Source organism: Pseudoflavitalea rhizosphaerae, from assembly GCF_003991355.1.
Classification (GTDB): Bacteria; Bacteroidota; Bacteroidia; order Chitinophagales; family Chitinophagaceae; genus Pseudobacter; species Pseudobacter rhizosphaerae.
Map to the genome: position 1 here is coordinate 24299 of NZ_RCSU01000019.1, position 15923 is coordinate 40221.

Annotated in this window: 10 protein-coding genes; 8 read left to right on the plus strand and 2 right to left on the minus strand. The window is 48.0% G+C overall.

The annotated features are described in order from the left end of the window. Positions 1–43: 43 nt before the first annotated feature. Positions 44–715, minus strand: a complete 672-nt coding sequence (locus tag D9Y29_RS24170; protein WP_127132819.1) for a hypothetical protein — start codon at positions 713–715, stop codon at positions 44–46. A 91-nt stretch (positions 716–806) separates the two neighbouring features. Further along, positions 807–1112: a hypothetical protein gene (locus tag D9Y29_RS24175; RefSeq protein WP_127132820.1), complete on the minus strand. Its 306-nt coding sequence runs from the start codon at positions 1110–1112 to the stop codon at positions 807–809. A 364-nt stretch (positions 1113–1476) separates the two neighbouring features. On the opposite strand from D9Y29_RS24175, the gene D9Y29_RS27100 reads away from it, so the two are divergent. From D9Y29_RS27100 to D9Y29_RS24215, 8 genes are all read left to right on the plus strand, one after another. Beyond that, positions 1477–1644, plus strand: coding sequence for a hypothetical protein (locus D9Y29_RS27100; protein WP_420902519.1), 168 nt, complete (start codon positions 1477–1479; stop codon positions 1642–1644). Positions 1645–1869: 225 nt separating this feature from the next. Then, entirely contained in the window at positions 1870–2793 is a 924-nt protein-coding gene (locus D9Y29_RS24185) for a sugar phosphate isomerase/epimerase family protein (RefSeq protein WP_127132822.1), read from the plus strand. Positions 2794–3147: 354 nt separating this feature from the next. Next, positions 3148–4566 (plus strand): DUF5005 domain-containing protein, encoded by a 1419-nt coding sequence (locus D9Y29_RS24190; RefSeq protein WP_127132823.1) that lies wholly within the window; start codon positions 3148–3150, stop codon positions 4564–4566. Positions 4567–4620: 54 nt separating this feature from the next. Next, positions 4621–7947, plus strand: coding sequence for a SusC/RagA family TonB-linked outer membrane protein (locus D9Y29_RS24195; RefSeq protein ID WP_127132824.1), 3327 nt, complete (start codon positions 4621–4623; stop codon positions 7945–7947). A 10-nt stretch (positions 7948–7957) separates the two neighbouring features. Then, positions 7958–9448, plus strand: a complete 1491-nt coding sequence (locus D9Y29_RS24200; protein WP_127132825.1) for a RagB/SusD family nutrient uptake outer membrane protein — start codon at positions 7958–7960, stop codon at positions 9446–9448. A gap of 46 nt (positions 9449–9494) precedes the next feature. Further along, positions 9495–10493 (plus strand): FecR family protein, encoded by a 999-nt coding sequence (locus D9Y29_RS24205; protein ID WP_127132826.1) that lies wholly within the window; start codon positions 9495–9497, stop codon positions 10491–10493. Positions 10494–10563: 70 nt separating this feature from the next. Beyond that, positions 10564–12852, plus strand: a complete 2289-nt coding sequence (locus D9Y29_RS24210) for a GH92 family glycosyl hydrolase (RefSeq protein ID WP_127132827.1) — start codon at positions 10564–10566, stop codon at positions 12850–12852. 8 nt (positions 12853–12860) lie between these two features. Further along, entirely contained in the window at positions 12861–15773 is a 2913-nt protein-coding gene (locus D9Y29_RS24215; protein ID WP_127132828.1) for a discoidin domain-containing protein, read from the plus strand. Positions 15774–15923 lie beyond the last annotated feature (150 nt).

Sequence of the window (15923 nt, forward strand, 5' to 3'; positions counted from 1 at the left end):
AAAATTCCTGCTTCAATTGGAGCAGGAGTTTTTTTATAGGGATTTATTTCACCTGGAGGTCTTTAAGAAATTCTTTATAGCTATCGAATGTTTCGGGATCAGGGAAATTGAATTGCAGCACCAGGTAATGATTGCTGATCCTTTTGATGCCGATAAAATGGCCCATCTTATTTCCTTTCTTGTCTGTAACGCCCGTGATGTATCCGTCGAAGACGGTGTTCCCGATCTTCACTTCGCCGGTATAGATCTCTTTGAAACTTTCGTCTGTGCATCTGAGACAGGTATAGCGCAGGAATGCATAAGTGCTGGTGTCTGTAGCTGTAGTGATGCCGAACGAAAAAGTTTTATCGGCATTGTAATCGAGCGGTTTCCTGATCACAATTCCTGAATCAGGCAATTTTGAAAAAGCGAACAGAATAGCGATAGAGTTCTTGTGGCTCCTGTTGAAATCCGAAATGGGTACACGCATCGGTTTGTTGTAGCCCATGATATGAACGAGTTTGGAACCTACTTTCACATAAGAAGGAGGGTTAGTGGCCCCGTTCATGAAATACCATCCTTTCGGGATGGGGAATTTCACACCGAGCCCTTCGCTTTTGTAAGTCCAGGAAGAATCTACATAGCCAAAGTCTACATGTGTTTGTGTGGAAACTGTTTGTCCATTTGAAGTAGTGGAAAAGGCAACCAGTAATAATATTGCCGCAAATGCTTTCATGTTATCAAATATAGCTACAATCATTGGCTCCTGATGAATGGATAAAACCATTTAACCTGTAATTGAAAAGGAGCCCCTGAGAGCTCCTTTATTAATCTGCATGGTTTTTTCCTGATGCTTCTATAGCTAATCCTGCGCTGCGGGATAATTCACTTTCCCGTCCTGTATCACAATGGACCCATATGCTTTCATTATTGCCTTTTATCTCTTTTATCCTTAATTCGCGGATAAAGATTTCGCCTTTGGGCTTGTCTTGTTTTACAGGAATGATCTCAATTGATCTTAAAAGGTAGTAAGGCTCCGAGTGATGTAATTCGGCAATTGCTGTCATCGGAACAACAATCTCAGATCCCCTGATAGGCATGTTGAAGTCGATCCTGAATTCTTTCTTTTTCATATCCTGTCTTTTTAGTTGCTGAATATTATTCCCGTCTGTTATGTCTTATTCAAAAGCTTTGCCAATAGGAGCTGAAAATGTTAAAAAAATGTTGAGAGGATAGTGGTTCGGGCTTGTTGGCGACACATAATATGGTTGTCGCCAAAAACTTGTTAATCATGAGGTTCTCTACATTCAGATTTAAATTATTGTTGCCGGTTGGTTTTATTGCGCTAATGACATGGAACAAGCAAGCCCTATCTCAGAAAGTGGATTATGCTTTGAAAGTGAATGCCCTGATCGGGAACAAGGGAAAGGGGGCAGCGAAACGGAATTACAGTTTGAAGCCGGGTTTACTGTACCAGGCGCTACCTATCCATTTGGCATGGTGCAGTTCACCCCTACATTCTTTGCTCCGGAAAAAGGTTTTGTTGTGAACCAGCTGAGTGGCGCAGGATGTCCTAACATGGGTAATTTTCCTGTATTGCCACAGGCCGGTGAATGGCGCAATTCCATTTCCCAGAACCAGAAAACCGCGGCACCATCATCATAGGTTCCGGCATCAATTCCAATGCCATAACGGACGCGTATAGCCGGATCGCCAGTCCAACTACCTGTGAGGGCTATGCAGACGGAGGTCCCCTGGTCAGCGCTCCGTAATGGCGGTAGCATGGAATTTACGCTTTCCGGCAAACCGGACAATTCCTGGGGTATAGCTGAAGAGCCTCCTTCATTTGATTATTAGTACATTTGGTTCTATTGTTGAAATCATCATCATATGAATAATTCCCGTCGTCAATTCCTGAAAAATACCACTGCCATTGCAGCCGGCTTTGCTGTGATGCCGTCATTTGCCAATATATTGCCCGCAAAACCTTTCTTCCAAATCTCGCTGGCGCAATGGTCTCTGCATAAAGAGTTCTTCAGTAAGAAATACGATGCGCTCGATTTTCCGGTACTGGCCCGTAAGAACTTCGATATCGGAATTGTTGAATATGTGAACACTTTTTTCAAAGACAAGGCCACGGACAAAACCTTTCTGGCGGCCCTGCTTCAGCGTTGCAAGGATAATAATGTAAAGAATCACCTGATCATGATCGATGGAGAAGGCGATCTTGGCAATACCAATGATGCCGAACGGGCCAAAGCCATCGGGAACCATTACAAGTGGGTGGATGCTGCCAATTATCTCGGCTGCAAAACCATCCGTGTAAACGCTTATGGCAAAGGAAGCCGCGATGAAGTGAAGAAAGCCGCTATCGATGGTTTGAGCAGGTTGGGCGAGTTTGCCGCGCAATCCGGTCTTAACGTGATCGTGGAAAATCATGGAAGCTATTCTTCAGATGGTGATTGGCTCCTTTCAGTAATGCAGGGCGTGAACAGGAAGAATGTTGGCATTCTGCCTGACTTCGGTAATTTCTGTATCCGTCATGAAAACAACCAATGCGCGGAAGAATACGATAAATACAAAGGAACGGAAATGTGGATGCCATATGCCAAAGGAGTAAGCGCAAAAACATTCGACTTCGATGCTGAAGGGAATTGCATCGAGACCGATTATCCGCGGATAATGAAGATCATTAAAGATTCCGGCTTTAAGGGGATCATCGGCATCGAATATGAAGGAAGCAGGTTACCTGCGGAAGAAGGGGTCAAAGCAACCAAAGCGCTGCTGCTCAAAACAGCAAAATCAATAAAATAGAAAACAGTACAGTCGGAGTGTGGCCAGTCGCTCGCCTCTGGCGAGTGACTTTTTTTTAGTCGCCTCTGGCGACGCGGTGTTCGCCGGAGGCGAACAAATATAACTCACTCGCCGGGAGGCGAGCGACTGCTCCCCACGAATGCATCCATGTCTTACGGCAATCATTCCCAATAAAAGCAGCCTGAAAACAAAAGTGATCATCCTTGAATTCTTATTGCATTGTTTGTACTTCAATACGTAACGCAACCGGCGCATTCCTTCTGGTGCGCTTTGATTTTTAATTTCCTTACCTGATGGCGGCATTGCTTCGCAGCCGTGACATACAATAGTATCAAAGACTAAAACCATTCTGCTATGCGATTGCTAATGCCTGTTCTCCTATGCGCCCTGATCTTTTCCGGTTGCAAAAAAGACGATCTGGAAAAACAGGAATTCGAAAAGGCCATCCTTTTCTTCAATGTGGAAGGTCAACTGGGAAAAACAGAGATCACCCGCGCGGTAGACACCAGCAGGGTGCGGCTGGCCATGCCAACCGGTACAGATATGTCGGCTATCGCTCCCAGTATCATGATCTCTGAGGGAGCCAGTATCCAGCCTGCTTCCGGAGAGATCATCAACTTCGCAGCCAACAACAATAAATACACTTACAAGGTCACTGCTAAGAACGGAGCTGTCAGGGAATGGCTGGTGGAGATCAGTGTGATCGATAATATCTACGACAGCCTGGTGCTCATTCCCAATACCGGGGAATGGGGCGAGCAGTTCATGGTGTTTCATGATACAGTTTACAATAACTACCTCACCCGCTATTCCGGATGGAATGGTGGCGATGGTTGCGTATCTATTCCGCTTCCCAATGGAAATGTGGTATGGTCGTTCCAGGACAGTTTCTTTGGGGAAGTGACACCAGACAGGGCGCGAATAGATAATGTGTTTGTGCGCAATGCAGGATTCATTCAGACCGGCAGGTCCACTGCCCCCACCAGTTATGTACAACTCAATCCCACCGGGCCTAATGGTAAAGCCGTTACCTGGGTTACTGTTCCAGGCGCTACCAATGGAGATGAAAAACTGTACTGGGGAGGACCTGCGCAGGTATTGGGTAATGAAGTACAGATGGTAATGGGGCAACTGCACCTGATAGGTGGCGTACTGCAACATCAATCCACCGATGTGGCTGTGTTCACGTTGCCTGACATGCAACAGAAGGAGATCATCCAGCAAAAATATATTGGGGCATTGCCTTTTGATGCCAGCCTGTTCAAATGCAATGATGGTTACACCTACATGTATACCACACAGGCTTTCGGCATCTGCGCTTCCAATGTTTTTGTGGCCAGGGCCGCCAACAACGATATTACCGGTCAATGGGAATTCTATACAAAGAATGGCTGGACTACATCGCAGCCTGCAACAGAAGATCTTGTAAGTCTGCTGGAAGACAATGCCACGCAGCCCAATGTATTTGAGAAAAATGGAAAATATTATCTCGTATCACAAACAACTTGCTACGGCCGCGATATCAGGATTTGGGAGAGCGGCAGTCCAACTGGGCCTTTCACCAACGGAAGAACATTGTACAGGATACCTGCCCAATATCAATTGCCGGAATTCATCAGTTACAATGCTGTAGTGCATCACGCCATCTCCCGTTACGGCGAGCTCGTGATCTCCTACAATATCAATCCCACTGATTTCTGGAGCAATTTCAACAACCCCGGCAGTGCAGACAGGTATCGTCCATACTTTGTGCGGGTGTTCAATTGGGAGTAATTGAAATGATGTAAATTGGGCAGTTGGTACCCGTGTTGTAAACTACTTGCAAGAATGAAGGATAAACTGACTGCCCCATATGTACTGGCTTGCCTGAGCCTCCTGGTCACAGGTTGCCTGTTGTGCAGCATCACATATGCCCAGGAAGCAGCACCGCGGTTGCAGCAGGTGTTCATCGATCTCTCTGTACGTAATAAGGCGCTGGATAGAGTATTGCAGGATATCGAAGCCCAAACACAATTCCGTTTCGTTTATAATAGTGCAGAGCTCAAAGCAGCAGACAAAGTTACCATTACCCGGAAACGGATCAGTGTGGAACAGGCGCTGCGCGAACTGCTGCCTGCAGGCCTGGAGTTCAAACAGCGTGGCTACAATATCCTGGTGCTGATAAAAGAAGATGTTGCCGCTCCGGCTCCAGATAAATATATTCTCGTCAGCGGCAGAGTGGTGGATGCAACCGCACAACCATTACCAGGCGTAACAATAGTGGCCGGAAATTCGCGCCGCGCCACGGTTACCAATGAGCAGGGGAATTTCGTGATCAATGCTGCCAGGTCTGGAAGCCTTCAGATCAGCTCGGTTGGGTTTGATGAGATCACGGTGGCCATCACTGGTCAGCCCTTACATATCGTACTCAGTCCAAACCGCCGCCAGGCATTGGACGATGTGATCGTGATCGGTTATGGAAATCTGCAACGGAAAAAAGTATCAACCGCCATCTCCACGGTTTCGGCTACACAACTCAGTGAGCGCGCCGCTTCAATGAATATTGTTGAAGCGATGGCCGGAAAAGTGGCGGGGGCCAGCATCCTGCTCAATTCAGGGAAACCAGGCAGCAATCCTTCCATCAGGGTCAGGGGCACCGGTTCCATCAATGCATCCAATACTCCTTTATTTGTTCTCGATGGAATTGTTGGGCTCGATCCGATGCTCATCGATCCCAATATCATACAGTCTGTGGACATCCTGAAAGATGCAGCCTCCGCCGCTATCTATGGATCGAGGGGCAGCAATGGTGTAATATTGATGACCTCCAAACAAGGTTTGAAGAACAGGTCGAATATCATTTTCTCCAACCGCATCAGCCTAGCAACACTCGCACGCGAGATCGATTTGCTGGATGCAAAAGGCGCATTGGAAATGATAGAAAGACAATATGCCTATGTTCCCGGCAGGCTGGCGCCGCATAAAGATCCCGCCAATGATTTCGCACGAAAAAGTGAATTGTTCAATCCCGATGGCAGGCCCCGCTATAATATCAACTGGCAAAAAGAAGCTACCAGGATTGCCCTCTCCACCAACAGCTCCCTCACTTTTACAGGAGGTAAAGACAATATGACCAGCCTGGTGAATGTATCCTACAAAAGACAGGAAGGCATCATGCTGAACAGCTCACTTCAGCAGATCAACCTCTTTGCCAATCTTGGCTGGGAAGTGAAGCCCTGGCTGAATTTCAAGGCCATCCTGAGCGGCGGGGGATTGCAGTCCCGCAATGTAGATCTCAATGCGCTTGGCTTCAATGCCATCCGTGAAATGTATGAATACCTTCCATTCATACCTGTAAAATACAGTGACGGGTCCTGGAGCCGTAAAGGCGATTATCCCGGTGCAGAAAATTCCGAGAACCCGATCCGCTTATTGAATGAAGTGAAATCAGTGACCGGTCAAACCTATGTGATGGGCAATATCACCGGCACCATTCACCTGAATAGGAAATTCGATCTCGTCACCATTTTCAGCGGACAGCTGGGCGGATCTTACAACAATTATTATTCCGGGAAAAATGTGTTCGGATTTTCTGATCTGGAAAATGGAATTGCACAAAGGGTCAACGGTAATGCCGGCGCCTGGACAAATGAGGATTATATCATGTACAATGACCGGATCGGAAAGCATAAGCTGAATGCACTGGCCGGTGCAAGCTGGTACTTCAATGCAGGTACTTCCACTTTTGCCGGGGCCGAGAATTTCTTCGACGATTTTTTCAGTTACAATAATCTCGGCGCAGGTACGGTAAGGCAGCAACCGGGGTCCGACAGGCAGCAAAACCAGATGAATTCTTTTTTCACCCGTGTGCAATACGATTATGATAACCGGTATCTCGCGGGGGCTTCCTTCCGGGCAGATGGCTCTTCCCGCTTTGGTTCCAACAATAAATACGGTTATTTTCCTGCTGTATGGACAAGCTGGCTGATCTCCGGTGAACGATTCTTTCAGCGCTGGCTTAACACCGTTAGTTACCTGAAACTGCGGGCCAGCCTGGGTGTAACGGGTAATGCAGAGATCGGTAATTACGCTACCTTGTCACGGCTCAATCCTACACAGGTAGTATTCGGAGGGCAACTGCAGCCTGCTGTGGTATTGTCAAATCCCGGCAACAAGGATCTGAGATGGGAACGGGGCCAGCAGTTGAATATCGGTATCGATGCCAGCCTGCTGAACGATCGGATCGCTTTCACAGCCGAATTATACCGCCGACGCACAACCGATCTGCTGTATATAAAACGATTACCCGCCACTACCGGTTTTGGTGGCATCTATGATAATATTGGTTCTATCCGCAACCAGGGACTGGAACTCAGTATCCGAACAAGGAATATTACCCGCCCCAACTTTGCCTGGACCAGTAGCATCAATTTTTTCCTGAACCGTTCCAAAGTACTTCAACTCAACGGAGATATCATTTACAACTGGGCAGGGCGCATCATGGAAGGGCAACCCACCGATCAATATTTCGGATACTATCGAACCGGTACCTGGAGCACTGCCGAAGCCGCAGAAGCCGCCGTGTTCGGAAGAAAGCCGGGAGATGTGAAATGGCTTGACCTTAACGGGAACAAATCTAAGGATGCAGGCGACCGTATGCCGCTTGGCAGCAAATTGCCGCGCTACCAGATCGATTTCACCAATACTTTCAGTAGTAGTCAGTTTAGTGTGTTCGTTGACGTAAGTAGTATGATCGGGCATAAGCTGGCCAATTTTACACGCTTCATCATGGAAAGCCATACCTCCAGCGTGAACAGTTATTCCAGCATCCTCGGCGCCTGGACGCCTGGGAAGCAACAGACAAACCTGGCACAGCTCAGGCTCCAGTCCGATGGAGGTGAGAACGAAATGGACAACTATTACATCGAAGATGGGAGTTTTGTGCGGGTGAGGAATATTGCTGTTCAATATGAACTGCCATCTGTTTTGTTGAAACGATTAAAAATGGAAAAATGTACCATCGGCATCAATGCGGAAAACTATTTCCTGTTCACGAAATACAAAGGCTTTGATCCTGAAACCACTTCCTTCGACAGCGATCTCAACCAGGGAGTGGATGTGTACCAGTATCCAAAACCTAAAACCATATCCCTGATGTTGCAGGTAACTTTTTAATGGAAAGTATATGAAGCAATCCGTTAAAATATTGATTGGTGTGACTATGCTATTGAGCGTTGGATGCAGCAAATTCCTGGAGGAAGATCCTGCCGGGTTCATTAGTCCGGATAAATATTATACCACGGAAGAACAGGTACAGGCGGCTGTGAATGGCGCCTATACAGGGTTGGATGATATTTTCACAACGGATATCGGAGTTGCTGTGAGCCCGTCTTTCCTGCTGGAATACCTTACTGGTTACAGTTTTCGCCTGCGGCCGGGAGGTAATGCCGATAACCAGTTCCTCCGCCTGGATCCCATCGATCCGGCAAACGGTTATCTTGAAAACTGGTGGAAGGCCGTGTATTATCCCGTAGAAAACTGTAATAGTGTAATCGGAAATTTGTCACGGACCACCTTCCTTACAGAAGCAGCAAAAAAGAAATTCCTCGGCGAAATATATTTTCTCCGCGCCTGGTATTATTTCATGGGAGTACGGCTCTTTGGTGACATTCCCTTGAAAACAACGCCCACTACGGATTTTACCAATGTACATATTCCCAAAGCGAAGCAGGAGGAGATCTATGATCAGATCGTGGCTGATCTGAAAATGGCGGAGCAATCAGGATTGTCCTGGACCGATGCATCAGGACGTGTATCGCTGGGCGCTGTGAAATCCCTGCTGGCAAAAGTGTACATCACTATGGCCGGTTATCCGCTGAGAAAAGGAAATACTTATTATCAACTGGCATTTGATAAAGCAAGGGAAGTGATCAGCAGTCAGGAGTTCTCTTTGTTTGACAATTACGCGGACCTCCGGAAAAATTCGCTGAAGAATATACGCGAACATATTTTTATGTTGCAGCGTGATCTGGCAACTGCCGGCAATTTGATGCATTTTGCGCTGATGCCTTTCCCTGATCTGCCGATCACCATTCAACCTGCCTACGGAGGAGCGCTGGCGCCCCGCCAGGAATTTTATCAATCCTTCGATGCCGCCGACCAGCGTAAAGGTGAGCAGGTTTTCTTTTTTACTGAATATCCTGAGTTCAACAATCCTTCCAATATTATCCCGTTGCCAGTGCCGCTGATCTTCAAATACTGGGATGAGCAGGCGGAGCAGATCGGGAAAACAGGACAAAATTTTTCTTACCTGCGCTATGCAGACCTGTTATTGATCTGCGCCGAGGCAAGGGCCAGCCTGGATGGGGGAATTACAGGCAATGCCTTTGCGATCGATGCCTGGCACCAGGTGCACCAGCGCGCTTTTCCCGGCAGTGCAAAACCAGCACAGCTCCGGGTCAGCGATGTGCTCAAAGAACGTTTTTGGGAATTGTGCTTTGAATGGCAGACCTGGTACGATATGTTGCGGACCCGCAAGGCGCTCAACACTGAAACCGGGCAGATAGTGGACCTGATCGGTTACCAGGCGCCGAATCACGTGCGTCCATTTTCAGAAAAGGACCTCCTGTTGCCCATTCCCCTGAGCGAGGTGCAGAAAAACCCTTTGCTCAAGTAGACTGCTTCAGATATTTTTGTAGTGGAACCGAAAATCATCATCCTGCATGGAACAAGAAAGATTACAGAAGTTGATCGATAAGGTACTCAGTGGCCAGGCAACCCTGTTGGAACAACAGGAGCTCGATCAATGGTATGCTGCGCAGGATGAGGTGCCTGGTCTTACTGAAGGAATGGATACGCAGGAAAAATCTGCGGTAGGTTCACAATTGTTCCGCTCCATCGAGCAAAAGATCCAATCAGGCGAAGTGCAGTCAGCGGCCCCCATATACGAAGTGCCGCGCCGCAATAACCGCAAATGGTGGATAGCCGCCGCAGTGGTGGCCCTGCTGGGATTGGGAGGTTTTTACTTTTTCAATAGCAGGTCTGCTGCGCCAGGGCTGGTGGCTGTCTGGAAGGAAGTGGAAACGAACACCGATGTGCGTGAGAGCCGCCTGCCTGATGGTTCCAAAGTTTGGCTGAACGCCGGTTCTTCCATCCGTTACGATACAGCTTTCTCCAATGGCAAACGGGAAATATGGTTGAAGGGAGAAGCTTATTTCGATGTGGCGCAACAACAAGCAAAACCATTCGAAGTGCATACCGGTGATATCACCACGCAGGTGCTGGGCACCGCTTTCAATATCGACGCTTACGATTCCTCCTCCAGGATTACCGTTATCGTGAAAAGTGGAAAAGTAGCAGTGCGTAATGCTGATAAAATATTAAGCCAGTTATTGCCCGATCAACGCATCGTTTGCCGGGCCGATGGCAGCTTCAGCAAAGACAGCACCGCGGCACATGATATGATGGCCTGGACCAGCGGACAATTAATTTTCCGCGATATGAAATTCAGCGATGTGGCCAAACGCCTCGAAAGGAAATTCCGTGCAGAGCTCATCTTCCGCGATGCCAGTATCGGCAATTGTTCCATCACCGCCAGTTTTACTCCTTCCACCACTTTGGAAGAGATCCTGGACATGCTTGCACTCATCAATGGCAGCGAGATCAGCGCCGGAAAAGGCGTCAATCAATATTATATCTCCGGCAGTAAACAGTGTAAATAGCAAACATCCCGCACAGTTACCTTCAATCATCCTATAGCGGTGTAGCCCTTTTGATGTGACATATATTCGTATGAATAGATCAGGTTATATCCGGAAGCTCTGCTATTGCTTACTGACCAGTTGCTTTGCCAATACTGCCTTTGCGCAGCAGGAACTGGTACAATATGTAAATACCTTACAGGGTACAGATTCTAAATTTGAACTGAGCTGGGGCAACACCTATCCCACAACAGCATTGCCATACGGAATGCATACCTGGGCCGCGCAGACCGGGAAGAACGGGGAAGGATGGAAATACCAGTATTCCATGAATTCCATCCGCGGATTTCAACAGGCTCATCAATGCAGTCCCTGGGTAAGCGATTATGGTGTGTTCTCGCTCATGCCGGAGGTCGGGGAACTGGTAGTGGACCAGAACAAGCGCGCTGCAGTCTTTTCTCACGCCAATGAATCAGCGAAGCCGCATTACTACAAAGTGAAATTCGATAACGGCATCAGCACTGAAATATCGCCTACGGAAAGAGGTGCGCACCTGCGTTTCAGTTTTCCAAAAAGAAAGGATGCATACATAGTGCTGGATGGTTACACCAAACAAAGCAGGGTCACTATCATTCCCGCTGAGCGAAAGATCATCGGCTATGTGAACAACCAGCGTTTTGCGCCGGAATCCTTTAAGAACTATTTCGTGATCGTATTTGATCAGCCCTTCGAAGCCTGGGGAACATGGGAAAACAGGAACAATAGCATCCAGCCAGGTGCATCGGATGCCGAAGGCGATGGAAAAGGCGCATATATCAAGTTCAGGAAGGGCGTGAAAGTGCAGGCGCGTGTAGCCAGTTCATATATCAGTCCTGAACAGGCTCAGGTTACCTGGGAGCGGGAACTGGGTGCACATAAATCGCTGGAGCAAACCAAAACCAATGCGGCTGTGGTCTGGAACAAACTGCTGGGGCGTGTACTGGTGGAAGGGGGGACCGAAGAACAGAAAGCAACATTTTACAGTTGTTTATTTCGCGCCAATCTTTTCAGCCGCCAGTTCTTCGAATACGATAAAAATGGAAACCCGTACTACTGGAGCCCATACGATGCCAAAGTACATACAGGTTATATGTACACCGATAACGGGTTCTGGGATACATTCCGTTCACAGTTCCCGCTGACCAATATCCTTCATCCGGCTATGCAGGGCCGTTATATGCAGGCTTTGCTGGATGCACAAAAGCAATGTGGCTGGTTACCCAGCTGGTCGTTCCCCGGCGAAACCGGTGGTATGGTAGGTAATCATTCCATTTCACTGCTCACCGATGCATGGGTGAAAGGCATCCGCAGTTTCAATCCGGATTCAGCGTTGAAAGCCTATGCACACGAGGCCATGAATAAGGGACCCTGGGGCGGCGCCAATGGAAGGGCAGGCTGGAAAGAGTACTGGCAACTGGGTTTCGTTCCTTATCCCGAATCTGAAGGCTCCACTGCGCAAACACTGGAATATGCTTACGATGATTTCTGCGCCTGGCAACTGGCGCGGATGACAGGCAATAAATTCTATGAAGGGATTTTCGGCAGAGTGATGTACAATTACCGGAACGTATTCGATTCCACCATCGGTTTCATGCGTGGCCGCAGGAATGACGGCAGCTGGAAACCGGATTTCGACCCATATGTATGGGGAGGCCCATATACGGAAGGTAATGCCTGGCATTACAACTGGTCTGTATTCCACGATGTGCAGGGACTCATCAATCTCACAGGAGGCGATAAAAGATTCACCAGCAAGATCGATTCCGTTTTCACTGTTCCAAATACCGTGAAATACGGCACTTACGGAACCATGATCCATGAAATGAAAGAAATGGTGCTGGCCGGAATGGGCCAATACGCGCATGGCAATCAGCCTATCCAGCATATGATCTATCTCTACAGCTATGCCGGACAACCCTGGAAAACACAATACCATGTACGGCAGGTAATGGAAAAACTGTACAACAGTTCCGAAAAAGGATTTCCGGGAGATGAAGACCAGGGCGGTATGTCTTCCTGGTATGTACTGAGCGCGCTGGGTATTTACAGTGTTTGTCCGGGTACCGATCAATACGTGCTGGGCAGTCCGGTTTTTCCAAAAGTCACCATCACCATGGAAAATGGAAAAAAGTTCATCATCGAGGCCGTTGGTAACAATAAAGAGAATGTATACATCCAATCCGCAACTTTGAACGGGAAGGCACACACGAAGAACTACATCACGTACGGCGACCTGGAAAACGGTGGCCATCTCAAATTTGAAATGGGCAATCAGCCGAACCAACAACGTGGCATAGCCGAAACCGACCGTCCATTTTCACTTTCTGCTCCTAAACGATAAATAGTATTATGTTCAGATCAATATTCACTTCGCTTATAATAGCGCTGGCATCCGTATCCCTCCAGGCGCAAATCCGTCAATCCCTCAACAGTGACCAGGTGGAATGGAAACTCATACCGCAGTCGGCCATTGGAAAAGACAGTGTACAGCTCTATTCGCCTGGTTTCAATACCAGCAACTGGATGAAAGCCCTGGTTCCTGGAGCCGTGTTCACTTCCTATGTGGAAGCCGGATTGGAGAAGGATCCCAACTATGGCGACAATATCTACCAGGTAGATAAATCCAAATACAATAAGAATTTCTGGTACCGTACAGAACTCAATATTTTCAATCAGCCAGGCCAAACCATCTGGCTGAATTTTGAAGGCATTAACCGCAAAGGCGAAGTGTTCTTCAATGGCGTTCGCCTAGGGCTGCTCGACGGATTCATGCACCGCGGTAAATTCAATATCACGGAGCTGGTGCAGGCGGATAAAAAGAATGTACTGGCTGTGCTCGTTTACTGGCCAACCTTACCTGTACCCAATCTTGCCAGCCCTACATATATTTCAAGCGATGGCTGGGATTGGATGCCATCCGTTCCCGGATTGCTACAGGGCATCACAGATGATGTATACCTCACCACTACAGGAAGCGTAACGCTGGAAGATCCCTGGGTCCGTACTGACCTTACCAAAGAGAAAGACGGTCTGGTGAATGTATCGCTTGACCTGTTCAACAATTCCGGAAAAGAATTGAAAGGTGTATTCACCGGCACCATCCAGCCGGGCAATATCAGTTTCAGCCGTAACCTGAATATAGGGGCAGGCAAGACCATCCGGCAAGTTTTCGATACAGCCGATTTTAGACAATTGCTCATCAGGGACCCTAAACTCTGGTGGCCTAACGGATATGGAGAACCGCATCTTTATACCATCGATCTTTCCTTCTCCGTGGATGGAAAAGTCTCCGACAGCAGGCAGATCAAATTTGGTATCAGGAAATATACCTACGATACACTTGGCAGCGTATTACATATCAGTGTGAATGGTGAAAGGATCTTCATCAAGGGAGGCAACTGGGGCATGAGTGAATACCTCCTGCGTTGCCGCGGAAATGAATACGATCTGAAAATGCAATTGCATCGTGAAATGAATTACAATATGGTGCGGAACTGGATCGGTTCAGTTACCGATGAAGAATTCTATGATGCCTGTGATAAATATGGCATCATGGTTTGGGACGATTTCTGGCTCAACTCCCATCCCAACCTGCCCACTGATGTTTTTGCCTTCAATCACAATGCTGTGGAGAAGATCAAAAGGCTTCGCAATCATGCAAGTATTGCGCTCTGGTGCGGCGATAATGAAGGCTACCCGCTGCCGCCACTCAATGGATGGCTGCGCGAAAATGTACAGGCATTTGATGGTGGCGATCGCTGGTATCATGCCAATTCCCATTCCGACGCATTAACAGGAAGTGGCCCCTGGGTGAACTTCCATCCCAAATGGTATTTCACCAAATATCCCGGAGGCTTTGGAGGCAATCCCGGCTGGGGCTTACGCACAGAGATCGGTACCGCTGTATTCACCAACTTTGAGAGTTTCAAAAAATTCATGCCCCGGGACAAATGGTGGCCCCGCAATGAGATGTGGGATAAACATTTCTTCGGCAAATCCGCTTTCAATGCCGGCCCGGATAATTATGTGAACACCATCAACAACAGTTATGGAGCTGCAACCGGCATAGAAGATTTCTGCCGCAAAGCGCAACTGGTGAATCTCGAAACCAACAAAGCCATGTACGAAGGCTGGCTGCATCATATGTGGAACGATGCTTCCGGCATCATGACATGGATGAGCCAGAGCGCTTATCCGTCCATGGTATGGCAGACCTATGATTACTATTACGATCTCACCGGCGCTTACTTCGGTGTGAAGAAAGCCAATGAGCCTGTTCATATCCAATGGAGCTATGCCGATAATTCCGTGAAGCTGATCAATACCACATTGAACAAACTGGAAAAGGTGAAAGCCAAAGCCATCGTGTATACCTTGGATGGGAAAGAAGCGAAGCAATATGGAAAGGAGATAACCCTCGATGCTGCGGCTAATGCTGCCACGCCCTGCTTCGATATCAATTTCAGTATCGATAATATCGCTTATAAAACAAAAGCCGTCGCCAGTTCTTTCTCACCTGAAGCCGGTGATGCGGGTGCCGTGTCCGATGGCAGCAGTGGAAGCCGCTGGAGCAGTAAGTATACAGACGATGAGTGGGTGTATGTAGATCTTGGAGAGAAGCAGGAGATTGCAGCCGTTACGATCAACTGGGAATCCGCCTATGCGAAGGCTTACAGGATCCAGGTGTCTGACGATGCCGTGATCTGGACAGATGTTTATAAAACGGAAAATGGAAAAGGTGGAGTAGACCAAATTAGTTTCAAGCCTGTACGTACGCGCTATGTAAAAATGCAGGGCATCAAAAGGGCTTCCGATTGGGGTTACTCCATCTATGATCTTGAAGTGTATGGCCGGGACCGCAGCAATGCTCTCCAGGAAATGCAGTTCATCAAATTGCTGCTTACAGATCAGCAGGGCAAACTGCTTTCTGATAATTTTTATTGGAGGAGCAATAAGTCGTCTGATTATACCGCGCTTAATAAGTTGCCGAAGGCATCTCTTAAAACAAGCGCCAGGCTTACAACAGAAGGAAACCGGTCTGTGATAGAAGCGGATATCGTGAATAGAGGAAAGGGCGTTGCATTCGCCATCCGCGTGCAGGCCATCGATGCAGCAACCGGGGAACAAATATTACCAGCGATCATGAACGACAACTATTTCACTTTGCTGAAAGGAGAATCCAAAACCATCCGGATCAGCTTTGATACAACCTTACTGCCTTCCGGTAATTTCAAGCTATTGGTTGAGGCTTACAATAAATAGCAGGGAGCCGGCAGTAAATAGCAGCGTGTGGCCAGTCGCTCGCCTCTGGCGAGTGACTTGTATTTGTTCGCCTCCGGCGAACACCGCGTCGCCGGAGGCGACTAAACAAAAGTCACTCGCCAGAGGCGAGCGACTGGCCACACCCGACTG